This is a genomic window from Pantoea sp. SORGH_AS_0659 (genome assembly GCF_031453915.1).
Classification (GTDB): domain Bacteria; phylum Pseudomonadota; class Gammaproteobacteria; order Enterobacterales; family Enterobacteriaceae; genus Pantoea; species Pantoea leporis.
The window spans coordinates 1,103,906-1,126,233 of sequence record NZ_JAVJAK010000001.1 but is presented as its reverse complement, the minus strand read 5'-3'; the positions used below and the strand labels follow the sequence as shown (position 1 = coordinate 1,126,233).

General features: G+C 55.7%; 19 protein-coding genes and 1 pseudogene. 4 read left to right on the top strand and 16 right to left on the bottom strand.

The features are described 5' to 3' along the window. Both Q3H59_RS05330 and purL read right to left on the bottom strand, forming a co-directional pair. Positions 1-1,428, bottom strand: a complete 1,428-nt coding sequence (locus Q3H59_RS05330; RefSeq protein ID WP_101763467.1) for a HAMP domain-containing sensor histidine kinase — start codon at positions 1,426-1,428, stop codon at positions 1-3. Between the two features lie 611 nt (positions 1,429-2,039). Next, a complete protein-coding gene (gene purL, locus Q3H59_RS05325; RefSeq protein ID WP_137386297.1) occupies positions 2,040-5,930 on the bottom strand; it encodes a phosphoribosylformylglycinamidine synthase in 3,891 nt (1,296 codons plus the stop codon). Between the two features lie 270 nt (positions 5,931-6,200). On the opposite strand from purL, the gene mltF reads away from it, so the two are divergent. Further along, entirely contained in the window at positions 6,201-7,658 is a 1,458-nt protein-coding gene (gene mltF / locus Q3H59_RS05320) for a membrane-bound lytic murein transglycosylase MltF (protein ID WP_110868275.1), read from the top strand. On the opposite strand, the gene tadA is transcribed toward mltF, so the two are convergent. Next, a complete protein-coding gene (tadA, locus tag Q3H59_RS05315; RefSeq protein WP_192411380.1) occupies positions 7,655-8,149 on the bottom strand; it encodes a tRNA adenosine(34) deaminase TadA in 495 nt (164 codons plus the stop codon). The genes mltF and tadA overlap by 4 nt on opposite strands. 64 nt (positions 8,150-8,213) lie before the next feature. Further along, positions 8,214-8,852: a phosphatidylglycerophosphatase C gene (gene yfhb, locus Q3H59_RS05310; RefSeq protein ID WP_192232985.1), complete on the bottom strand. Its 639-nt coding sequence runs from the start codon at positions 8,850-8,852 to the stop codon at positions 8,214-8,216. 167 nt (positions 8,853-9,019) lie between these two features. Between yfhb and Q3H59_RS05305 the strand changes: the two are divergent. Together Q3H59_RS05305 and Q3H59_RS05300 are read left to right on the top strand one after the other, a co-directional pair. Then, positions 9,020-9,861 (top strand): annotated as a pseudogene (locus Q3H59_RS05305) (MurR/RpiR family transcriptional regulator). Positions 9,862-9,916: 55 nt separating this feature from the next. Continuing rightward, a complete protein-coding gene (locus tag Q3H59_RS05300; protein WP_101763461.1) occupies positions 9,917-10,165 on the top strand; it encodes a YfhL family 4Fe-4S dicluster ferredoxin in 249 nt (82 codons plus the stop codon). On the opposite strand, the gene acpS is transcribed toward Q3H59_RS05300, so the two are convergent. The 11 genes from acpS to rpoE form a co-directional block, all read right to left on the bottom strand. Beyond that, complete coding sequence (acpS, locus tag Q3H59_RS05295; protein WP_101763460.1) at positions 10,162-10,542, bottom strand: holo-ACP synthase; 381 nt, start codon at positions 10,540-10,542, stop codon at positions 10,162-10,164. The two genes, Q3H59_RS05300 and acpS, sit on opposite strands and share 4 nt — an antisense overlap. Continuing rightward, a complete protein-coding gene (gene pdxJ, locus Q3H59_RS05290; RefSeq protein WP_007886179.1) occupies positions 10,542-11,273 on the bottom strand; it encodes a pyridoxine 5'-phosphate synthase in 732 nt (243 codons plus the stop codon). The genes acpS and pdxJ overlap by 1 nt, the downstream gene beginning before the upstream one ends. A 70-nt stretch (positions 11,274-11,343) precedes the next feature. After that, a complete protein-coding gene (gene recO / locus Q3H59_RS05285) occupies positions 11,344-12,072 on the bottom strand; it encodes a DNA repair protein RecO (protein ID WP_008101510.1) in 729 nt (242 codons plus the stop codon). A gap of 3 nt (positions 12,073-12,075) precedes the next feature. Further along, positions 12,076-12,981: a GTPase Era gene (era, locus tag Q3H59_RS05280; RefSeq protein WP_008101512.1), complete on the bottom strand. Its 906-nt coding sequence runs from the start codon at positions 12,979-12,981 to the stop codon at positions 12,076-12,078. A 49-nt stretch (positions 12,982-13,030) separates the two neighbouring features. Beyond that, complete coding sequence (gene rnc, locus Q3H59_RS05275; RefSeq protein WP_036620136.1) at positions 13,031-13,711, bottom strand: ribonuclease III; 681 nt, start codon at positions 13,709-13,711, stop codon at positions 13,031-13,033. Positions 13,712-13,829: 118 nt separating this feature from the next. Beyond that, positions 13,830-14,801: a signal peptidase I gene (lepB, locus tag Q3H59_RS05270; protein ID WP_101763459.1), complete on the bottom strand. Its 972-nt coding sequence runs from the start codon at positions 14,799-14,801 to the stop codon at positions 13,830-13,832. 9 nt (positions 14,802-14,810) lie between these two features. Then, positions 14,811-16,610, bottom strand: a complete 1,800-nt coding sequence (gene lepA, locus Q3H59_RS05265) for a translation elongation factor 4 (protein WP_101763458.1) — start codon at positions 16,608-16,610, stop codon at positions 14,811-14,813. A 218-nt stretch (positions 16,611-16,828) separates the two neighbouring features. Then, complete coding sequence (rseC, locus tag Q3H59_RS05260; RefSeq protein ID WP_061718009.1) at positions 16,829-17,293, bottom strand: SoxR-reducing system protein RseC; 465 nt, start codon at positions 17,291-17,293, stop codon at positions 16,829-16,831. Continuing rightward, positions 17,290-18,246, bottom strand: a complete 957-nt coding sequence (gene rseB / locus Q3H59_RS05255; protein ID WP_110868278.1) for a sigma-E factor regulatory protein RseB — start codon at positions 18,244-18,246, stop codon at positions 17,290-17,292. The genes rseC and rseB overlap by 4 nt, the downstream gene beginning before the upstream one ends. Continuing rightward, positions 18,246-18,902: an anti-sigma-E factor RseA gene (rseA, locus tag Q3H59_RS05250; protein WP_101763456.1), complete on the bottom strand. Its 657-nt coding sequence runs from the start codon at positions 18,900-18,902 to the stop codon at positions 18,246-18,248. The genes rseB and rseA overlap by 1 nt, the downstream gene beginning before the upstream one ends. 27 nt (positions 18,903-18,929) lie before the next feature. Further along, positions 18,930-19,508 carry an RNA polymerase sigma factor RpoE gene (rpoE, locus tag Q3H59_RS05245; RefSeq protein ID WP_007886161.1) on the bottom strand — a complete coding sequence of 193 codons (579 nt, stop codon included), beginning with the start codon at positions 19,506-19,508 and terminating at the stop codon, positions 18,930-18,932. A 440-nt stretch (positions 19,509-19,948) separates the two neighbouring features. Here rpoE and nadB point away from each other — a divergent pair, with 440 nt between their 5' ends. Beyond that, a complete protein-coding gene (gene nadB / locus Q3H59_RS05240) occupies positions 19,949-21,586 on the top strand; it encodes an L-aspartate oxidase (RefSeq protein ID WP_101763455.1) in 1,638 nt (545 codons plus the stop codon). On the opposite strand, the gene Q3H59_RS05235 is transcribed toward nadB, so the two are convergent. Continuing rightward, on the bottom strand, positions 21,552-22,301 hold the full coding sequence (locus Q3H59_RS05235; RefSeq protein ID WP_309833622.1) for a tRNA(1)(Val) (adenine(37)-N(6))-methyltransferase TrmN: 750 nt from the start codon (positions 22,299-22,301) through the stop codon (positions 21,552-21,554). The two genes, nadB and Q3H59_RS05235, sit on opposite strands and share 35 nt — an antisense overlap. Positions 22,302-22,328: the final 27 nt, after the last annotated feature.

Sequence of the window (22,328 nt, the reverse complement as noted above, 5' to 3'; positions counted from 1 at the left end):
TCAGGCATTCCCGGCGCTGGTCGTCAGAATGATACGAAAACAGACATCCGCATCCTTGCGCGTTACCAACTGCAGATCGCCGTGCATCCTGCGCAGACAATCTTTGGCGATGCTTAAGCCCAGCCCGCTGCCTTTGACCGGCCCTTTGCGCTGTTGGCTGCCCTGATAAAAGGGCTCAAAAATCATCGCCTGCTCTTCAGCCGGAATCGGTGTGCCGGTGTTTGCCACCTCAATCCACACCTGGTTGCCCTTCTGCTGGCTCTGCAGCCAGATGTTACCGGATTCACTGCCGTAGTTCACGGCGTTCGAATAGAGGTTGTCGATCACCCGCTGCAGCAGCGTCGCTTCCGCCAGACAATGATGCACTTGCAGATCAACGTGGGTGGTCATCTCACGCGCATTGGCTGGCAACGAGTGCACTTTTACCACCGAATCAATGATCTCATTTAGCGCCACGGGCTTCAGCGCCATCGGTCCATCGGCCAGCTTGCGGTTGTAATCGAGCAACTGCTCAATTAGCCGCTGTAAATGACGGCTGCTGGTATCGAGAATCGCCACCACTTCCTGCTGCTCGGCATTCAGTGGTCCAGCGACCTGATCGGCCAGCAGTTCTGTGCCTTCACGCAGACTGGCAAGCGGCGTTTTCAGCTCATGCGACAGGTGGCGCAAAAATTCGTGGCGCTGCTCTTCCAGCCAGCTTAACCGCTCACTCAGCCAGACGATGCGCTGCCCCAACGAACGGATCTCACGCGGACCACGGAAACTGCCGCTATCGCCCAGCGCCTTACCTTCGCCCAATCGATTAATCATGCGTTCAACCCGCTTCACCGGACCGATGATCATCCCCGTGAACAGCAAAACCAGCACCAGGCTAATCAGGAACAGAATCAGCGCCTGCCAGCCAAAAAACTGACCGCGATCGGCGATTTCACGCTGCAGCTGTAAGCCGCGCGAAAATACCACTTCACGCGTTGCCTGCACCATTTGCGTGTTGGTATCGGAAAAACGCTCCAGCGCGCTGGCGGCTTGCGCCTCAGGATTGCCGTTATCGCACTGCAGTTGCTGCAGCGAAGGCAAGGTGGTTTGCAGCACTTTGAAGGAAGGCAGATCGGGCAAACTGGCAGCGTGACTGCTGAGCATTTGGCCGTAGCGCGTCCACTGCGTTTGATACAGCTTCGCCAGCGACGCATCGCCGAGCACGCAATATTGGCGGTAGCTGCGCTCCAGCTCCAGCGCGGTACGCGCCATCGCTTCGCTGCGACGCACATCGGTAAAGGTATTGCGGTTGGTATCCGCCGCCTGGTTGCTTAACGCCGAAAGACTTTCCCACGCTTGCCACGCCAGCACCAGTAACGGTAGCAGTACCAGCAGGAAAGCCATTAACACTAACTGCCGCAGGGATCGGGGAAACAGACGCCATTTCATCACAACCGCGCTTCCTTAAATGTGAGCTGCAGGCATGCTAGCGAAGTATCAAAACGGAAGAAAGGCCAGATATGAAAACGGCAGGCCTTTTGGCCTGCCGTGAGAGCGACGCCGCAGCATCGCTTGCAAAATAGGTGGAGCCTAACTCAACGTTGCGTCCGATGTTTGATAACGTTGCAAAGCAAACGATTATCGGTGAGGTGGACGACAGGCTCCGTTTGGTGCGTCATTCGGTTTTTATGAGCTCAGCCGCTGAAGCGGGGCAATCATAAACAGGTGAATGAGCCACTTAGGGATTATAGCAAGTATCGTGCCAATAAATAAATAGCGCTTATTATCAGAGAAATGCCTGAGATGAAGCGCTCTCCCAGAGAAAAGCGGACCGGACGGTCTGTGAAAAGTGTCGCTTATTAGCAACGTGTTTGTCGTGGCAATTTACTGGCCATATAAATCAATGAGTTAAATGTCACCTTTTGACGACAACGTATTGGCGGGATTGTCGTTATTTTCCGACAGTTTAGAGATTATGCGGATTTCAGTAAGGTCGCCATGAATGGTGGACCTGCAAAACGCGCAGAATAAAAAAGGCCGCTATTTAGCGGCCTTTGTTTTGCTTATCCCAACTGCTTACGCGCGTTGCGGAAGATACGCATCCACGGGCTGTCTTCGCCCCACTCTGCCGGATGCCAGGAGTTGCTCACGGTACGGAACACACGCTCTGGGTGCGGCATCATAATGGTGACGCGTCCGCTCTCGTTGGTTACCGCAGTGATGCCGTTAGGCGATCCGTTCGGGTTAGCCGGATAGCTTTCTGTCACTTTGCCGAAGTTATCGACGAAGCGCAGCGCCACCAAACCTTTGCTCTCCAGCTGTGCCAGATGCGCGCCGTCACGCACTTCGACAAAACCTTCACCGTGTGATACGGCGATTGGCATATGCGATCCGACCATGCCATCCAGCAGCAGCGATGGGCTCGCCGCTACTTCAACCAGGCTGAAACGCGCTTCGAAACGCTCGGACTGGTTGCGCACAAAGCGTGGCCACAGCTCGCTTCCCGGAATCAGCTCGCGCAGGTTCGACATCATCTGACAACCGTTACACACGCCAAGTGCCAGCGTTTGTGGACGATGGAAGAAGTTTTCGAACTCATCACGCACGCGACCGTTGAACAGGATGGATTTCGCCCAGCCTTCACCCGCGCCCAGCACGTCACCGTACGAGAAGCCACCGCAGGCGACCAGCGCCTGGAACTCTTCCAGACCGCGACGGCCCGCCAGCAGATCGCTCATATGCACGTCAACTGCAGTAAAGCCCGCACGATGGAAGGCGGCGGCCATCTCTACGTGTGAGTTAACGCCCTGCTCACGCAGCACTGCCACACGCGGACGTGCGCCCGTCGCAATCATCGGTGCCGCAACATCTTCTTCTGGCTTGAAGGTCAGATGGACGTTCAGACCTGGGTCGTTATCGTCTTTCTTAGCTTCATGCTCCTGGTCGGCACAGGCTGGGTTATCACGCAGACGCTGCATCTGCCAGGTGGTTTCTGCCCACCAGGTACGCAGCGTGCTACGGCTTTCGCTGTACACCGCGCTGTCGCCAGAGCGGATCACGAAGCGATCGCCTGGCAGGGCTTTACCAATCACGTGCAGGTTAGCGCTCAGACCGTGGTCAGCGAACACCTTCTCGACGGCTGCACGATCCGCTGCGTTGATCTGCAGCACCGCGCCCAGCTCTTCGGTGAACAATGCGGCTAACGCATCGCTGCCCAACGCGGCAATATCGGCTTCGATACCGCAGTGACCGGTGAAGGCCATCTCCGCCAGCGTGACCAGCAGGCCGCCGTCAGAACGGTCGTGGTAAGCCAGCAGTTTCTGCTCGGCCACCAGCGCCTGAATGGCGTTGAAGAAGCCCGCCAGCTGCGTAGCATCACGCACGTCGGCAGGCTTGTCGCCCAGCTGACGATAAACCTGCGACAGCGCAGTCGCGCCAAGGGTGTTCGCGCCGTTGCCGAGATCCACCAGCAGCAGCAGGTTGTCTTGATCCGCCTGCAGCTGCGGCGTCACGGTGCGACGCACATCTTCCACGCGCGCAAAGGCGGTGATCACCAGCGACAGCGGCGAGGTCATTTCGCGCTGCTCAGTACCTTGCTGCCAGCGGGTTTTCATCGACATCGAGTCTTTGCCCACCGGAATGGTGATACCCAGCGCGGGACACAACTCTTCGCCGACCGCTTTAACCGCCGCGTACAAGCCCGCGTCTTCGCCTGGATGACCGGCGGCGGCCATCCAGTTCGCAGAGAGCTTAACGCGTTGCAGCGAACCAATGGAGGTTGCGGCGATGTTGGTCAGCGCTTCACCGACGGCGAGGCGACCTGAAGCCGCGAAGTCGAGCAATGCGACGGGTGCACGTTCACCAAGCGAGAAGGCTTCACCGTGATAGCTATCGAGGCTGGCGGTGGTGACGGCGCAGTTCGCGACCGGAATCTGCCACGGTCCTACCATCTGATCGCGCGCCACCATGCCGGTTACGCTGCGGTCACCAATGGTGATCAGGAAGGTTTTTTCCGCCACGGTCGGCAGGTGTAGCACGCGATTCACCGCATCCGCTACGCTAATCCCGTCACGCTGCAGCGCTTCGCCGTTGGCCTGCTGGCTGGCAACATCACGCGTCATCTTCGGTGTTTTGCCCAGCAGTACGTCGAGCGGCATGTCGATTGGCTTGTTGTCGAAATGGCTGTCGGCGAGGTTCAGATGCAGCTCTTCGGTGGCTTCACCGATGACCGCATAAGGCGCGCGTTCACGCTGACACAGCTCGTCAAACAGCGCCAGTTTCTCCGGCGCGACCGCCAGCACATAACGTTCCTGCGACTCGTTACACCATACTTCCAGCGGACTCATGCCTGGCTCATCGCTTAGGATGTCGCGCAGGTTGAAGTTACCGCCACGATTACCGTCGCTCACCAGCTCTGGCATGGCGTTCGAAAGGCCGCCCGCGCCGACGTCGTGGATGAACAGAATCGGGTTGGCTTCGCCCAGCTGCCAGCAGCGGTCGATCACTTCCTGGCAACGACGTTCCATCTCTGGGTTGTCGCGCTGTACTGACGCAAAGTCGAGATCGGCATCCGATTGGCCTGATGCCATTGACGATGCCGCGCCACCACCCAGACCGATGTTCATAGCCGGGCCACCCAGCACGATCAGCCTGGCGCCGACCACGATCTCGCCTTTCTGCACGTGATCGGCACGGATGTTACCGATGCCGCCCGCTAGCATGATGGGCTTGTGATAGCCGCGCAGCTCCACGCCATTGTGGCTGTTAACGCGCTCTTCGTAGGTACGGAAGTAGCCGTTGAGGGCTGGACGACCAAATTCGTTGTTGAACGCCGCGCCGCCCAATGGACCTTCGGTCATGATATCCAGCGCAGTGACGATGCGATCCGGCTTACCGAAATCCTCTTCCCACGGCTGTTCAAAGCCTGGAATACGCAGGTTCGATACCGAAAAACCGACCAGACCGGCTTTTGGCTTCGCGCCACGTCCGGTTGCGCCTTCATCACGGATTTCGCCACCAGAACCGGTCGCGGCACCCGGCCACGGTGAAATGGCGGTTGGGTGGTTATGGGTTTCGACCTTCATCAGGATATGTGCGGCTTCCTGATGGAACTCATATTCGCCCTTCTGCGCATCGGCGTAGAAGCGGCCAACCTCAGAACCTTCCATTACCGCAGCGTTGTCTTTATAGGCAGACAGCACGTGCTCAGGATTGTGTTCAAAGGTGTTCTTGATCATTTTAAACAGCGACTTCGGCTGCTTTTCGCCGTCGATAATCCAGTCGGCATTGAAGATCTTGTGACGACAGTGCTCGGAGTTTGCCTGCGCAAACATGTAGAGCTCGATGTCGTTTGGATTGCGGCCCAGCTTAGTAAAGGCATCAAGCAGGTAGTCGATCTCATCATCGGCCAGCGCCAGACCCAGCGTGGTGTTGGCCTGCTCCAGCGCGCTGCGGCCTGCGCCCAGCACGTCAACGCTTTTCAGCGGCTGCGGCTGATGGTGAGCAAACAGCTGCTGCGCATCGTTGAGATCAGCGAACACCGTTTCCATCATGCGGTCATGCAGCAGGCTCGCCAGCTGCTGCCACTGTGCTTCCGTCAGCTCAGGTGCCTGCACATAGAAGGCCATACCGCGCTCAAGACGCAAGACCTGTGGCAGATCGCAGTTATGGGCGATGTCGGTGGCTTTCGATGACCACGGTGAAATGGTGCCGGGACGCGGCGTTACCAGCAACAGACGCCCTTGTGGCGCGTGTTCGGCGAGAGAAGGACCGTATTTCAGCAGGCGTTGCAGGCGGGCTTGCTCATCCGCGCTGAGCGGTGCACTAACATCGGCAAAATGGACGTACTCGGCGTAAATATCACTCACCGGAAGGTGAGCGTCCTGAAAGCGGGTCAGCAGTTTGTTTACACGAAATGCCGACAGAGCGGGCGAACCACGCAGAATTTCCATCATTAAAGATCTCTCGTCTTTGAAGTGCCGGGCGACGCTTCATTGGGCGCAACAGGGGAAAACGGGCGGTATTATAGAGAAACAGCTCGGGTTACGAAACCGTTTGCGCATAAATTCTGGCACCTGGCGTTTGGCTGAATTTTGCACAATTCTTGCTATAAAAGTTGCCCTGCCCCTTTTTGTTGCGCAAAATGCCCCTCGCTCTGGGAGTTAAAACAACATAAATACTGCCTTTAAAAGACAGAGGCCTGTGAGCCATTACGAGACAACTATTTGAAACGCCTAAAAATAAACTATCTGTTTATCGGTCTGATCACCGTGCTACTTGCGCTAGCATTGTGGCCTTCAATCCCGTGGTACGGGGGCGGAACAGACGCGCTATCACAGATCAAATCACGCGGAGTGCTGCGCATCAGTACCGTTAACTCTCCGCTGACTTACTACACCATTAACAATGCACCAGCCGGTATGGATTACGAGCTGGCGAAGCGCTTCGCCGATTACCTTGGCGTGAAACTGGAAGTTGAGGTGCGTCCTAATCTCGGCGATCTGTTTGACGACCTCGATGACGGTAAAGCGGATTTGCTGGCCGCCGGCTTGATCTACAACAGCGAGCGCCTCGCGCACTACCAAAGTGGCCCGAGCTACTATTCGGTGTCGCAGCAGTTGGTGTACCGCATTGATAAGCCTCGCCCGAAGAATCTTGGCGATCTCAAAGGCCGCCTGATTGTGCAGTCCGGTTCGGCATATCTGTCAACTTTACGTTCCGCCAAAGCTGACAGCTATCCCGATCTCGACTGGGCGATCTCCACCGATCAGGGCCAGAAAGCGCTGCTTGAAGCGGTTGCTGACGGCAAACTCGATTACACGGTGGGCGATTCGGTTACCATCGGCCTGCTGCAGCGCATTCATCCGCAGCTGGCGGTGGCGTTTGATGTGACCGACGAAGAGCCGGTCACCTGGTACTTACCGCGTAACGAAGACGACAGCCTGAGCGCGGCGATGCTCGACTTCTACAGCCAGATGGGCGAGGAAGGCACGATGGCGCGGCTGGAAGAGAAGTATCTCGGCCACGTTGGCACCTTCGATTACGTTGATACCCGCACCTTCCTGCGCGCCATTGATAACACGCTGCCGGATATCAAACCGCTGTTTGAGAAATATTCCGCCAGCATGGATTGGCGTTTACTGGCGGCGATTTCTTATCAGGAGTCGCACTGGAATCCACAGGCCACATCGCCAACCGGCGTGCGCGGCATGATGATGTTGACGCGTAATACCGCCGACAGCCTTGACGTCAACGATCGCCTCGATCCCGAACAGAGCATTCGCGGCGGCAGCGAATATCTCAAGCGCATGATGGAGAAAGTCCCGGAAACGATTCCTGAAGATGAACGTATCTGGTTCGCGCTGGCGGCATATAACATGGGCTACGCGCACATGCTGGACGTACGCAAGCTGACGGCGAAACAGGGCGGCAATCCGGACAGCTGGGCCGACGTGAAGCTGCGTTTGCCGATGTTGAGCCAGAAGCGCTATTACACGCAAACCACCTACGGCTACGCGCGCGGCCACGAAGCTTATAACTACGTGGAGAATATCCGTAAATATCAGATCAGTTTGGTGGGATATTTGCAGGAACAGGAGAAGCGTTTAGCGCAGCAGTCGGCACTGGAAGCGGAGTTAGGCGCCGGTTATCCGGCGGTCGAACCGAAAATTGCGATGAATTAACCGGTGCGCTGCGCCTGACGCAGCGCCTTCTTCTGCTCGCGACGCATGCGGAAAAAGTCACTCAGCATCCCGGCACACTCTTCCGCCAGCACACCGCAATCAATCTGAATTTGATGATTCATGCCGGGATGACCAATCACATCCAGCAGTGAACCGGCCGCGCCGGTTTTCTCATCTTTAGCGCCGTACACCAGCCGCGTGATGCGGCCGTGCACCATCGCACCGGCGCACATCACGCAGGGTTCCAGCGTGACATACAGCGTGGTATCCAGCAGACGATAGTTTTCCAGTACTTTGCCGCCCTGACGCAGCGCCATGATCTCGGCATGTGCGGTAGGATCGTGCTGGCCAATCGGCCGGTTCCAGCCCTCGCCAATCACCTTGTCGCCCTGCACCAGCACCGCACCAACCGGCACTTCGCCCTGCTCCCACGCGCGCTTCGCCAGTTCCAGCGCATAACGCATCCAATATTCATCAGTTTGTGGGTTCACCGGGCAACTCCTGCGGGCAATAAAGGCGGCGCATTATAGCGATGCTGCGGCTGGAATCGAAGCGTTATTCCAGCTGTTGCAGCTCACCGCGCGGCGTGACGCGCCAGCGGTGCTGACAGAAGAACAGCAGCGGGTTGTCCTGTTTGCTGTCGCTGTAGCCGCTATACAGTTGCAGCGGCGTGCCGATTTTCTCCTCCAGCTGTGCCACCTTTTCATGGCCGAGGCAGCGCATCGACAGCAAACGTCCGCCGCGGCCCGGTTTCATCTGGCTGGCAATCAGCTGTACGCGCGGTAAGAAGGCCGAGTCGAAATAGACTTGCTCTACCAGCGACTGCGGCGAACCGGTAATTAGCCAGACATCGGCATCGCTGCTGCTGAGATAGTCGGTGAGTCGCTGCTGCACCACCGGAAACGCAGTAACACGCTGGCGGAACCACTCAGCGAATTCAGCCTCGCGTTGGCGCAGACGTTTTTCGCTGTGGCCAAAGGTAATCGCCCACAGTAATAAACTCATTGGCCAGCGTGCGGCGCGGCCTTTGATCAGCATGCCAAGACCAATCACCGGTAACAGCGGCACCACCAGCAGCAGATTGATCGGCTGACGTCGCAGCAGATAGCGCATAAAGGTGCCAAACATGTCTTGCTGATGCAGCGTGCCATCGAGATCGAAAAACACCACGCGTCGTTGTGTACCCTTTGTCAAACAGCACTCCTTCTCTATCCTTCGTGGTTTCTGCACTACAGTGTAGCCAGCTTCGGCGTTCAGGGCGAAAGCTGCTATTTTTAATTCCAGTGACTACAATGCCATTTGAATAGTTTATTCTTCGCGTTTACGCGCTGTTTGCGGATAAAGGAATTAAGGATCGAACCATGAGTTCATTGCTGCGCATTCGTCAGCTCTACCCTCGACTGGCGCTAAATGAGCGCCGGCTGGCGGATTTTTTGCTGTCGCAGCCGGATCGTGCACGGCATCTCAGTTCACAAAAACTCGCTGAGGAATCGGGCGTTAGCCAGTCCAGCGTGGTGAAGTTTGCCCAGAAGCTGGGCTACAAAAAGGGTTTCCAGCGCTGAAGCTGGCGCTGAGCGAATCGATGGCCGATCGCGATGCGATTACCGTGCATAACCATATTCTCAGCGACGATCCGCTGAAAGTGGTCGGCGAAAAGCTGCTGACCGAAAAGATCTCGGCGATCCGCGCCACGCTGGACATCAATAGCGAAGAGAAGCTGCTGCAAACCTTGCAGCTGCTGAAAAATGCCAATCGTATTTTGCTGGTTGGCATCGGCGCGTCCGGTTTAGTGGCGAAAGATTTTTCGTGGAAGCTGATGAAGATCGGCATCAATGCGGTGGCGGAGCAGGATATGCACGCTTTGCTCGCCAGCGTGCAAGCGATGGCGCCGGGCGATGTGCTGCTGGCGATTTCCTATACTGGCGAACGTCGCGAAATCAATCTGGCGGCGCAGGAAGCGGCGCAGGTCGGTGCCGATGTGCTGGCCTTTACCGGCTTTACGCCGAATGCTCTGCAGCAGTGCGCCACGGTTTGCCTCTACACCGTGGCGGAAGAGCAGAGCACGCGCAGTGCGGCGATCTCGTCGACCAGCGCGCAGCTGGCGTTGACCGATCTGCTGTTTATGGCGCTGGTACAAAACGATCCTGAACGCGCCTCCAGCCACATTCGCCACAGCGAAGCGTTGGTGAAAAAGCTGGTCTGATGAGATCAGGCGCGTATAATACCCGCGCCTTTTCTGCTGTTATTGGACTTCTGCCATGGCCTTGCTCATCACCACCAAATGCATCAATTGCGATATGTGCGAACCTGAATGCCCAAACCAGGCAATCAGCTTAGGCGACGCGATCTATGAAATTGATGTCGACCGCTGCACCGAGTGCGTGGGCCATTATGATGTGCCGACCTGCCAAAGCGTCTGTCCGATTGATAACACCATCATTACCGATCCACAGCACCCGGAAAGCCGCGAGGCGCTGTGGGAGAAGTTCGTGGTGTTGCACCCTTAGTTCTCGATAATCACCGTTGCGCAGGCGTAATGGCGTTCATCCGCTAACGTCACATGCACATGCTTCACGCCGAGCTGGCTGGCAATCACCCTGGCCTGCTCAAAGAAACGTAATCCCGGTTTGCCCAGCGCATCGTTGTACACTTCGAACTGATTGAAGGCCAGGCCACCGCGAATGCCGGTGCCAAACGCTTTCGCTGCCGCCTCTTTCACCGCAAAACGCTTAGCCAGAAAGCGCACCGGTTGCTGGTGCGCCTGATATTGCTGCCACTCGGCTTCGCTTAATACGCGACGCGCCAGACGGTCGCCGGAGCGCTCAATGACGCCAGCAATGCGCTCGATCTCTACGATATCGCTGCCGAGCCCGAGAATCGCCATTAGCGACGCGCTTCCCGCATCAGCTGCTTCATTTCGCTGACCGCATCGGCCAAACCGCTGAACAGCGCGCGACCAATAATCGCATGGCCAATATTCAGCTCGTGCATTTCCGGCAATTCAGCAATCGGCTGCACATTGTGGTAAGTCAAACCGTGGCCGGCATTGACTTTCAGGCCCAGACTGGCGGCGAAAGTCGCGGCTTTGCGGATGCGCGACAGCTCAGCCTGGCGCGCGAGACCTTCGGGCGCTTCGGCATAGGCACCGGTGTGAATTTCGATATAAGGCGCGCCGCTGGCAACCGCCGCTTCAATCTGGCGGTGATCGGCATCGATAAACAGTGACACCAGAATGCCGGCGTCGCTTAACAGGCGCACCGCAGCATTGATTTTATCCTGCTGACCCGCCACATCCAGCCCGCCTTCGGTGGTCACTTCCTGACGCTTTTCCGGCACCAGACAAACGAAGTGCGGCTTGATTTCGCAGGCAATGTCGATCATCTCGTCCGTTACCGCCATCTCCAGATTCATGCGCGTCTGGATGGTGTCACGCAAAATGCGTACATCGCGATCGGTGATGTGACGGCGATCTTCACGCAGATGCACGGTAATGCCGTCAGCGCCGGCCTGCTCAGCAACAAACGCGGCCTGCACCGGATCGGGATAGTTTGTACCACGTGCGTTACGTACGGTGGCAATGTGGTCAATGTTGACGCCTAACAGCAACTCAGCCATGACAATCCTTAAATGTGTTCAGTGTGTTTGCAGTGTACTGCGCTGAATATATCAGGCGGTACGACCAGCGCTAGTCGTTTGCCACATCGGGTTTCTTTTTTGGCACAAACTGGCGAAACAGTTCCTGACTCTTCAGCGGTTTGCCACCAAGATAGGGCTTCAGCGCCATGCGCGTAAAGCGTTTAGCGGCGCGCAGAGTATCGGCATCGGGGAATTCGCGCTCCCACAACGCACGCAGCTGGCGGCCGGTAAAGCTGCGTTGATTGACCACCAAACTGGCGATAAAACCCTTCTCTTCCCGGTAGCTGTAGGTCATGCCATCAGCCACCTCTTCGCCGCTGCCGGCACAGTGCAGAAAATCCACGCCGTAACCGAGATGCCCGAGCAGCGCCAGCTCAAAGCGGCGCAGCGCCGGTTCAGGCGAGCCGTTGCCTGCCGCCAGCGTTTGGATGCAATTCAGGTAATCAAAGAACATATCAGAGAAGGGAATTTGCTGCTCCAGCACGCGCGACAGCAGCTCGTTGACGTAGAGCCCGCAATAGAGCGTAATGCCGCTGAGCGGCAATGCCAGCGAAACGGCTTCGGCATTGCGCAGCGTTTTGACATCACCGCGTCCACCCCAGCGCACCAGCAGTGGCGTAAAGGGTTGCAGTGCACCTTTTAGTTGTGAGCGGCGCGAGCGGGCGCCTTTGGCAAGGACGCGGACGCGCCCTTCGCTTTCGCTAAACAGATCGAGGAGTAGGCTGGTTTCGCTGTAAGGGCGACTATGCAGCACAAAGGCGCGTTGCCAGCCTTCCATTACTTAACCTTCGTCAGAGTAACCTAAGCTGCGCAGCGCACGTTCATCGTCCGCCCAGCCCGATTTCACTTTAACCCACAGTTCGAGATGCACTTTCGCTTCAAACATCTCTTCCATATCTTTACGCGATTCAATGCCGATGGTTTTGATCTTGGCGCCTTTATTGCCGATGACCATTTTCTTCTGGCCTTCACGCTCAACAAGGATCAGGCCATTGATGTCGTAGCCGCCGCGATCGTTCGAAACAAATTGCTCAATTTCGACGGTAACGGAGTAAGGCAGTTCAGCACCCAGGAAGCGCATTAACTTTTCACGGATGATCTCAGACGCCATAAAGCGCTGCGAGCGGTCGGTGACATAATCTTCCGGGAAATGATGCTCAGATTTTGGCAGGCATTTGCGCGCAATCGCCGCAATCGCGTCGACATTTTTGCCGCTTTCCGCTGAGATAGGGACGATTTCAAGGAAGTTCATCTGCTGGCTAAGGAACTGCAGATGCGGTAACAGAATGCTCTTATCCTGGATGTTGTCGACTTTATTGATCGCCAATACCACCGGAACTTTGTTATCACGCAGCTTGTTGAGCACCATCTCGTCGTCTGGTGTCCAGCGCGTGCCTTCAACCACAAAGATCACCAGCTCAACGTCACCAATGGAGCTGCTGGCGGCACGGTTCATCAGGCGGTTGATCGCCCGTTTCTCTTCCATGTGCAGCCCTGGCGTATCCACGTAGATCGCCTGATAAGCGCCTTCGGTGTGGATGCCCATAATACGGTGACGCGTGGTTTGCGGCTTGCGTGACGTGATCGACACTTTCTGCCCCAGCAACTGGTTCAGCAAAGTGGATTTACCGACGTTTGGTCGGCCTACAATCGCGACAAAGCCGCTATATGTTTCGAGTTCGCTCATTCGAGTCCTGACTTGGGCAGCGCCGCTTTCGACGCTGCAATGTGACTATTTATTCGAGGCCAAGCTTAATTAACGCCTGTTCGGCGGCTGCTTGCTCGGCTTTACGGCGGCTGGAGCCAATGCCCACCACCGGTTCTGCCATGCCACTCACCTGACAGTGAATGGTGAATTCCTGATCGTGGGCTTCGCCACGCACCTGTACCACCAAATACGACGGCAGCGGCAGATGACGTCCCTGCAAATACTCCTGCAGGCGCGTTTTCGGATCTTTTTGTTTATCGCCCGGACTGATCTGTTCCAGTCGTGAGTGATACCAGTCGAGAATTAACTTTTCGACGGTTTGAATGCTGCTATCGAGGAAGATGCCGCCAATTAAGGCTTCAACGGTATCCGCGAGGATCGATTCACGACGGAAACCGCCGCTTTTCAGCTCGCCCGGACCGAGGCGTAAACATTCGCCAAGGTCGAACTCTCGCGCCATCTCTGCCAGCGTATTGCCGCGCACCAGCGTGGCACGCATACGGCTCATGTCGCCTTCATCCACACGCGGGAAGCGGTGATAGAGCGCATTGGCAATCACGTAGCTGAGAATAGAATCGCCAAGAAATTCAAGACGTTCATTGTGTTTGCTACTGGCGCTACGATGCGTCAGTGCCTGCTGCAATAAATCCGGATGAGTAAAAGTGTAGCCCAGTTTGCGCTGCAGCTTGTTAATGACGATGGGGTTCATGCTATTCCAGTTGTTCTGTGCGCCTATCACTGCATACGAAACAGGGCTGAGGTTCCAACCTGTTCTGTTTCGTGTGCACTGGCCTCCCGAAAGAGAGGCCAACCTTTTTTGAAGCTAATTAGTGAATCCCACCAATGCGGCTAAAGCGCACGCCGGTCGGCCACTGTCCTTCTTGTTTCTCGAAGCTCATCCAGATGGCCACCGCTTTGCCGACCAGATTCTTCTCGGGCACAAAGCCCCAGTAGCGGCTGTCGGCGCTGTTATCGCGGTTATCACCCATCATGAAATATTGCCCTTGCGGCACAATCCAGGTCGATTGCGGCTGGCCCGGCTGCTGATAATACATGCTTGCCTGACTTTGCGCTTCGTTTACCAGCAAGATATCGTGCGTTACGTTGCCCAATGTCTCTTTGCGGGTGCCGAGACGCAGGCCGCCCTTCATGGTTTCGCCCTGTGGCGCCTGGAAGAAGCCGTTGCCGGTTTCATTGCCATCAAAGCCGCTGAAGGTTTGAATGAAGTTGCTTGGCTCAACGTTAGTGTAAGTCACTGGCAGCGCCGTGTCGCAACTGCCGCTGCTGCAACCCGGATTGATGGTCAGGGTTTTGCTGTAAGGATCAAACACCACTTTATCACCCGGCAAGCCAATCACGCGCTTGATGTAGTCCACGCTGGGATCTTTCGGGTATTTGAATACCGCGACATCACCGCGCTGCGGATGGCCAGTTGGAATCAGCGTGGTTTGGGTAATCGGATCTTTAATACCGTAAGCAAACTTCTCCACGAGGATGAAGTCGCCAATCAGCAGCGTTGGCATCATTGAGCCCGATGGAATCTGGAACGGCTCAAAAATAAACGAACGCACGATCAACACCACCGCCAGCACCGGGAACACCGATGCGGTGGTTTCAACCCAACCCGGCTGCGCGGCTACTTTCGCCAGCGTTTTACTGTCGAGTGCGTTGCCGGCCTGCGCTTGCGCGGCAGCCTGCTTCGCACGACGCGCCGGTGCCCATTTAAAGCGATCGATACACCAGATAACGCCAGTGATCAGCGTTGCGATCACTAAAACCAGGGCGAACATGTTAGCCATTAAAAATCCTTATTTGCTGTCTTTACCGACATGCAGAATGGCAAGGAATGCTTCCTGCGGCAGCTCAACGTTGCCGACCTGCTTCATTCGCTTCTTACCGTCTTTCTGCTTCTGCAACAGTTTCTTCTTACGGCTCACGTCACCGCCATAGCATTTCGCCAGGACGTTTTTACGCAGCTGTTTTACCGTTGAGCGAGCGATAATGTGGTTGCCGATTGCCGCCTGAATCGCAATATCGAACTGCTGACGTGGGATCAGATCTTTCATCTTCTCCACCAGGTCGCGGCCACGATATTGTGAGTTATCACGGTGAGTAATCAGCGCCAGCGCATCAACACGTTCTGAGTTAATCATCACGTCGACACGCACCATGTCAGAGGTCTGGAAACGTTTGAAGTTGTAATCCAGCGAAGCATAACCGCGCGAGGTTGATTTCAGACGGTCGAAGAAGTCAAGAACCACTTCCGCCATCGGAATCTCATACGTCAGCGCAACCTGCTTGCCGTGGTAAACCATGTTGGTTTGCACGCCACGTTTTTCAATACACAGCGTAATGACGTTGCCGAGGAACTCCTGCGGCAGAAGCATGTGACACTCAGCAATCGGCTCACGCAGCTCGGCAATATTATTCAGCGGTGGCAGCTTCGACGGGCTATCAACATAGATAGTTTCACCGTCGGTGGTTTCCACTTCATACACTACGGTTGGTGCAGTGGTGATCAGATCCAGATCGTATTCACGCTCCAGACGTTCCTGAATGATCTCCATGTGCAGCAGACCAAGGAAGCCGATGCGGAAACCGAAGCCCAGCGCCGTTGAGCTCTCTGGCTCGTAGAACAGTGACGCATCGTTCAGGCTCAATTTGCCCAGCGCATCACGGAACGCTTCATAGTCGTCAGAGCTGATCGGGAACAGACCGGCGTAAACCTGTGGCTTCACTTTCTTGAAGCCAGGCAATACTTTCTCCGCCGGATTGCGTTGTAAGGTCAGCGTATCACCCACGGGTGCGCCGAGAATGTCTTTAATCGCACACACCAGCCAGCCTACTTCACCGCAGTTCAGCTCGTTGCGATCAACACGCTTCGGCGTGAAGATGCCGAGACGGTCAGCGTTGTAGCTTTGACCGGAGCTCATGACTTTAACTTTGTCACCTTTACGCAGCGTGCCGTTCTTAATACGAATCAGCGATACCACGCCAAGGTAGTTATCGAACCAGGAATCGATGATCAGCGCCTGCAGCGGACCTTCCGGATCGCCTTCTGGCGGCGGGATGTCACGCACCAGACGTTCCAGCACGTCGGGCACGCCGACGCCGGTTTTCGCCGAGCAACGCACCGCATCGGTGGCGTCAATGCCGACGATATCTTCAATCTCTTCCGCTACACGTTCTGGATCGGCGGCAGGCAGGTCGATTTTGTTCAGTACCGGTACCACTTCCAGATCCATTTCCATTGCGGTGTAGCAGTTTGCCAGCGTCTGAGCTTCAACGCCCTGCCCTGCATCGACCACCAGCAATGCTCCTTCACACGCCGCCAGCGAGCGGGAAACTTCATAGGAGAAGTCAACGTGACCGGGAGTATCGATAAAATTGAGCTGGTAAGTTTCACCGTCCTGCGCTTTGTAATCGAGCGTCACGCTCTGCGCTTTAATGGTAATGCCGCGCTCGCGTTCCAGATCCATGGAATCCAGAACCTGCGCCGCCATCTCACGATCGCTCAGGCCACCACAAATTTGAATCAAACGGTCAGAGAGCGTTGATTTGCCGTGGTCAATGTGAGCGATGATGGAGAAATTTCGTATGTGCTTCATTTATATGAATATCTTCACGTAGAAAATCAGTGGGAAACTTGAGCACGAACACATTCAGGAAAGTGAGCTTAACCCGGAACCCTGTCGGCCTCATTAATGACGACGCATATTACACTGTTAACGCCGCGCGTTAAAGAATGGAACTGTGGGGAATCGCAACAGATTTCAGCGGTTAAGCTGATTGGGAAAGGCCGCATCAAACGCGGCCTGGACGGGGATCAAGCTTCGCTTTCCACGCGCAACGCATCAGGCGGTAACGCAACGCTGAGAATCACCGGCTGGAAAGCCTCGCGATCGCCGAAGAGTTTGGATACCCCTTTCGCCACGATAAAGCCGCCAATGCCGCCCAACAGCGCGCCACAGGCCGCAGCCAGATCGCTGGCGAACAGCATCTGGAAGATGCCAGCCACTAAAAACAGGCCAAACAGCGGCGTCATGTAAACCAGCAAGGCAGAGCCCAGCAGGCTGCTTTCGCGGATGCCTAACTCAATGCGCTGGCCGGGTTGCAACGGCTCCGCGCTGGCGATAGTCATCACGTGGGCATTTTTCGGCCCCAGCTGATTAAGCGCATGGCTGCCGCAGCCTTTACGCGCCGAGCAGCTGTTACAAGACGTTTTCGCTTCCGTGTGCAGAGTGGCAATGCCTTCTTTCCACGCCACCACGGTGGCCCATTCTTTCATCATTTTGGTGAACCCGAATCTATGCTGTCCGCAATACGTTTGGCAGTGGCTGGCGGTAACTCGCCCACCACCGTGATTTCGTTATTATTGCGCACTTCTGTCTGCACCGTGCGACGTCCAGTGCGCAATGCCTGCACGCTGCTGCTTTTATCTGCTGGCGTAACATTAATGGCAAAGCTAAACAGGCCATCGCTGTACAGGCGCGATTCGACAGTTTTGTTCATCGACGGAATATCGCGGCGACTTTGTGAGATCAGTTTCATGCCCGCCGGAAGCCAGTTTGGCTGCCAGCTGAGTTCCACTTTGTCACCGGCCGGTAACGACAGCGATGGCGGCAAGTTGGCCTTCTCCAGCCCTTGCATCAGATTGCGTACGCCTTCGTCGACGGCAAAGCTGATGACGCGGAATTGTTCCAGCGTTTCACCGTCCCGATCAAGCAGATCGATACGCAGCGGCAATTTAGTGTCCACATCCAGCCACACGACATAGCTGTAGCGCGTGCCATCGCGTGACACGATGCGCACCACTTCGCACATCTGATCGGCCATGCGCGAACGGCCCACCGGAATGAAATCGTAGGCCTCACCCAAACGGGAGAAGTCGGCGAACATCAAACCAGGTAAAGCATCGATAATGTGATTGCCCGGCAGCGAGAAGGGATCTAATCCCGGCTCGAAATAGCTGATGTCGTTTCCGCGCTGAATCACTTCACGGCGCGGCCCGTCCATCTGCAATAGTTGGGCGAAGATACGATTGTCGATAACCGCGTGGCGATAACGCAGAGATTCAATGCCGAGACGCGAGACATTGATGTAGGCAAATTCGTAGTTGAGGTTCTGGCTTGCCTGCTCCATCTGTTGCAACAACGCCCCGGACGCAGAGGTCTGCGCCGAGGCGATAGATGAGCAAAACAGGCTGCCTGCCAGCAGGCTAACGGCACACCAAAGCTGCTTCATTACTGCTGCTGAGTTCCTAACGACTGATTTCCGGGAACATTAGCCTGAGCCTGTTGCGGATCGTTTTTCTCAAACTGAACCTGATCGGCATGCAGACGACGTTGCAGTTCATAATCCTGCAGCATGGCATTCACGCGGCGACGCTGTTCCTGCACCTGCTGATTAGAGCTGTTGGTGTCGAAGGCTTCAGAAGGCACGCCTAAGCTGACCGGCGACGCTTTACCCATCATCGGCAAGGTATTGAATGCCGGTGAATCAGACGCTTCAGTCGCGCTGCCGGTTGGTGAACTGTTGTAGTGCTGAACACCGACAATCACCGCCAGTGAGACGCACGCAGCAACACCAACTTGCGTCAGCTGTGCCGCCCAGCTGCCACCACGACGCCAGAACGGCATCTTCTCGTAGCGTGACGGTTCAGGCTGCGCTTCAGGGATCAGCGAAGTGACTTTGCGTGCCGGCTCGTTTTCGATGGCCGCCGCCACACGTGCGGAGATATCAAAATGCAGCACTTCTCCGATATCACCGCGTAAGGTGTCGCGAATGAGATGGTAGCTTTCCCAGCTGTGCTGAAGATCCGCATCCTTCGACAACGATGCCAACAGCTCGTTATCTAAAGTTTCACCATCCATTAAAGCGGAAAGTTTTTCTTTCTGCATGCCTTGGTACCCTTCCAGTAGCCGTTATCACTGACGTTGGATAAGCGGTTGAACTTTATTATCAATAGCCTCTCGTGCACGGAAGATACGCGAACGTACGGTACCGACCGGACAATCCATGATGACGGCAATCTCTTCGTAACTCAGACCATCCAATTCCCTGAGGGTAATGGCCATACGAAGATCTTCGGGAAGCGCCTCAATGGTACGAAAGACGATTTGTTTCAGTTCTTCAGACAACATTAAGTTCTCAGGGTTCGAAATTTCTTTCAGTGCACCCGCACTTTCGAAATTTTCCGCATCGATAGCATCCACATCACTGGATGGCGGACGTCGCCCCTGAGCAACCAGATAATTTTTCGCTGTGTTTACCGCGATGCGGTACAGCCATGTATAAAAGGCGCTGTCGCCACGGAACGATTCCAGTGCGCGATACGCTTTAATAAAAGATTCCTGAACCACATCAGGCACATCGCCTGACGGAACATAGCGTGAAACCAGGCTCGCCACTTTATGCTGGTATCGAATCACCAGTAAATTAAAGGACTTTTGATCTCCCTTCTGAACCCGCTCAACGAGAACCTGATCCGTTAACTGCTCGCTCATCCGAGGTAATATCTCCCCAAAACTTTTTTATGCGTAAGTGAACTGCCAGCACATCTCATTGTTCTGAGCAAGCATGCGCTTAGAGTGGCCCTTTGGCCCGAAGTTCACTACGACCAGAATTTTCCGTATCGGAACCACGACATCATTGTTGTTGATTGTCTTTCAGTGTAGCGACTTGCCACGCTGGTGGTGTCTTTTGCGGCACCGATAATCGCTGGCAGAGTACCTTATGACGCCGTCATTTTCACCTTTATTCCCTGAATTTTCAGAGTGTTTGATATAAAAAACACATTGTGCTCAATTTCAGAGTTAACTCACTGAATACACGCTACTATCTCTACCCGCTGAATAATTTTTCCGCGCAGTTGGTTCAAAATACTTCACAGCACCCCCATCACGGCTTATGCTCAAGCCACCTTTTGTTTAGTAAATTAAACATCATGACTTCTCTCCCGGAATATCAGTGTGATGTCCTCATCGTCGGCAGCGGTGCGGCAGGTTTATCGTTAGCGCTGCGCTTAGCGCCGCATTATCAGGTTACCGTGCTGAGTAAAGCGCAGGTGAATGAGGGCTCAACGCTGTATGCGCAGGGCGGGATTGCGGCGGTGTTTGATGAAACGGACAGCATCGAATCACACGTTGAAGACACGCTGGTTGCGGGTGCCGGCTTGTGCGACCGCGATACGGTGAGCTTTATCGCCAGCAACGCGCGTCACTGCGTGCAGTGGCTGATTGATAACGGCGTTGCCTTCGATAAAGAGCCGCAGGCTGAGGGTGAAGCGCGTTACCACCTCACGCGCGAAGGTGGGCACAGCCATCGCCGCATTCTGCATAGCGCCGATGCCACTGGCCGCGCGGTGGAAACCACGCTGGTAAGCCAGGCGCTGAGCCATCCTAACATCCGAATTATTGAACGCACCAATGCGGTGGATTTGATCCTTTCCGATAAGCTTGGCCTGCCCGGCAAGCGCCGCGTAGTTGGCGCGTGGATCTGGAACCGTAAACGTGAACAGGTGGAAACCTGCCGCGCGCGCGCCGTGGTGTTAGCCACCGGCGGCGCAGCAAAAGTCTATCAGTACACCACCAATCCGGACGTGGCCTCTGGCGATGGCATTGCCATGGCGTGGCGCGCCGGTTGCCGCGTAGCGAACCTCGAATTTAATCAATTCCATCCCACCTGTTTATTCCATCCACAAGCGCAAAACTTCCTGCTGACTGAAGCGCTGCGCGGTGAAGGTGCCTGGCTGTTGCGTCCTGACGGCACTCGCTTTATGCCTGACTTTGATGAGCGTGCCGAGCTGGCACCGCGCGATATTGTGGCGCGCGCCATTGACCATGAGATGAAACGGCTGGGCGTCGATTGCATGTATCTCGACATTAGCCACCAGCCGGAAAGCTTTGTGCGCGCGCACTTCCCGATGATTTACGAAAAATTGCTGACCTTTGGCCTCGATCTCACTAAACAGCCGATTCCGATTGTGCCAGCCGCGCATTACACTTGCGGCGGCGTGATGGTCGATCAGCAAGGCCGTACAGATGTTGACGGACTGTATGCGATTGGCGAAGTGAGTTACACCGGCTTACATGGCGCAAACCGCATGGCGTCCAACTCCCTGCTCGAGTGCCTGGTTTACGGTTGGTCTGCTGCTGAAGATATGATCGCCCGCTTGCCGGACATCGCGGCGGTAGAACATCTGCCCGCGTGGGATGAAAGCCGCGTTGATGATGCCGATGAGCGCGTAGTAATCCAGCATAACTGGCATGAACTGCGATTATTCATGTGGGATTACATGGGAATTGTGCGTACTACCAAGCGTCTGGAGCGCGCACTGCGGCGCATTAATTTGCTGCAACAGGAGATTGACGAGTACTACGCGCACTTCCGCCTCTCTAACAATCTTCTTGAGCTGCGCAATCTGGTGCAGGTCGCCGAACTGATGGTGCGCTGTGCGCTGGAGCGCAAGGAGAGCCGAGGGTTACACTTTACCCTCGACAATCCCGATCTGCTGGATGAAGCGTTACCGACCATTCTGCAGCCCGAAGCTAGCGGAACAGGTAAAAGTCTTTCACCAGGCTGAGCCAGTCTGCTGAATAGCTTTTATCTTCATCACGAATGGCGAGACGTTCCAGCAAGGTTTCGCCGGCGGAGGGAGAAAAGCCTAACACCACGCGATTCGGCGGGCGCTGCGCATAGGCGGCGACATCGTAGCGATAACGCAAATGCCAGCCATCCGCCAGCGCCAGTGAAATCAATGCTTCGCCAGCTTCAGCCGGCAGCACCACGCAAAATAGCCCTTCTTCTTCAATCAACTGGGCGGCACAACGCAGCAGCGTCAGATGGTCGAGCGTGGCGGTGCTGCGTGCGGTATCGCGCGCGACACTGCCGGTTGCCATACCGGGCGCAAAAAAAGGCGGATTACTGACGATGAGCGAAAAGCGTTTTTCACACTGTTCGCTCCAGCTGACAATATCCTGATGGTGGACGTGGATGCGATCCGCCCACGGCGAAGCCTGCATATTTTCCTGCGCCTGCTGCGCTGCGCTGGCTTCCAGTTCGACGGCATCAATCTCTACCGAATTGGGCGTACGTTGCGCCAGCATCAGCGCAATCAAGCCACTGCCGCAGCCAATATCGAGGATGCGACGCGCGCCAGCTACTGGCGCCCAGGCCCCGATTAACACGCCATCGGTGCCGACTTTCATCGCACAGCGATCGTGCGCCACGAAAAATTGCTTAAAGGTAAAACCGTCTTTTCTTAACGTCGGCCGCGCATGCGGCTGGTCCTGAGACATACTTCACTACCATTGAATTTTTTACTG

Excerpts from the sequence above, each read along its gene's own strand:
- pdxJ (WP_007886179.1), bottom strand. The coding sequence starts at position 11,273 with ATGGCTGAGTTGCTGTTAGGCGTCAACATTGACCACATTGCCACCGTA.
- acpS (WP_101763460.1), bottom strand. The coding sequence starts at position 10,542 with ATGGCGATTCTCGGGCTCGGCAGCGATATCGTAGAGATCGAGCGCATT.
- Q3H59_RS05235 (WP_309833622.1), bottom strand. The coding sequence starts at position 22,301 with ATGTCTCAGGACCAGCCGCATGCGCGGCCGACGTTAAGAAAAGACGGT.
- rnc (WP_036620136.1), bottom strand. The coding sequence starts at position 13,711 with ATGAACCCCATCGTCATTAACAAGCTGCAGCGCAAACTGGGCTACACT.
- Q3H59_RS05300 (WP_101763461.1), top strand. The coding sequence starts at position 9,917 with ATGGCCTTGCTCATCACCACCAAATGCATCAATTGCGATATGTGCGAA.
- nadB (WP_101763455.1), top strand. The coding sequence starts at position 19,949 with ATGACTTCTCTCCCGGAATATCAGTGTGATGTCCTCATCGTCGGCAGC.
- lepA (WP_101763458.1), bottom strand. The coding sequence starts at position 16,610 with ATGAAGCACATACGAAATTTCTCCATCATCGCTCACATTGACCACGGC.
- rseA (WP_101763456.1), bottom strand. The coding sequence starts at position 18,902 with ATGCAGAAAGAAAAACTTTCCGCTTTAATGGATGGTGAAACTTTAGAT.
- rpoE (WP_007886161.1), bottom strand. The coding sequence starts at position 19,508 with ATGAGCGAGCAGTTAACGGATCAGGTTCTCGTTGAGCGGGTTCAGAAG.
- recO (WP_008101510.1), bottom strand. The coding sequence starts at position 12,072 with ATGGAAGGCTGGCAACGCGCCTTTGTGCTGCATAGTCGCCCTTACAGC.
- rseB (WP_110868278.1), bottom strand. The coding sequence starts at position 18,246 with ATGAAGCAGCTTTGGTGTGCCGTTAGCCTGCTGGCAGGCAGCCTGTTT.
- lepB (WP_101763459.1), bottom strand. The coding sequence starts at position 14,801 with ATGGCTAACATGTTCGCCCTGGTTTTAGTGATCGCAACGCTGATCACT.
- era (WP_008101512.1), bottom strand. The coding sequence starts at position 12,981 with ATGAGCGAACTCGAAACATATAGCGGCTTTGTCGCGATTGTAGGCCGA.
- purL (WP_137386297.1), bottom strand. The coding sequence starts at position 5,930 with ATGATGGAAATTCTGCGTGGTTCGCCCGCTCTGTCGGCATTTCGTGTA.
- rseC (WP_061718009.1), bottom strand. The coding sequence starts at position 17,293 with ATGATGAAAGAATGGGCCACCGTGGTGGCGTGGAAAGAAGGCATTGCC.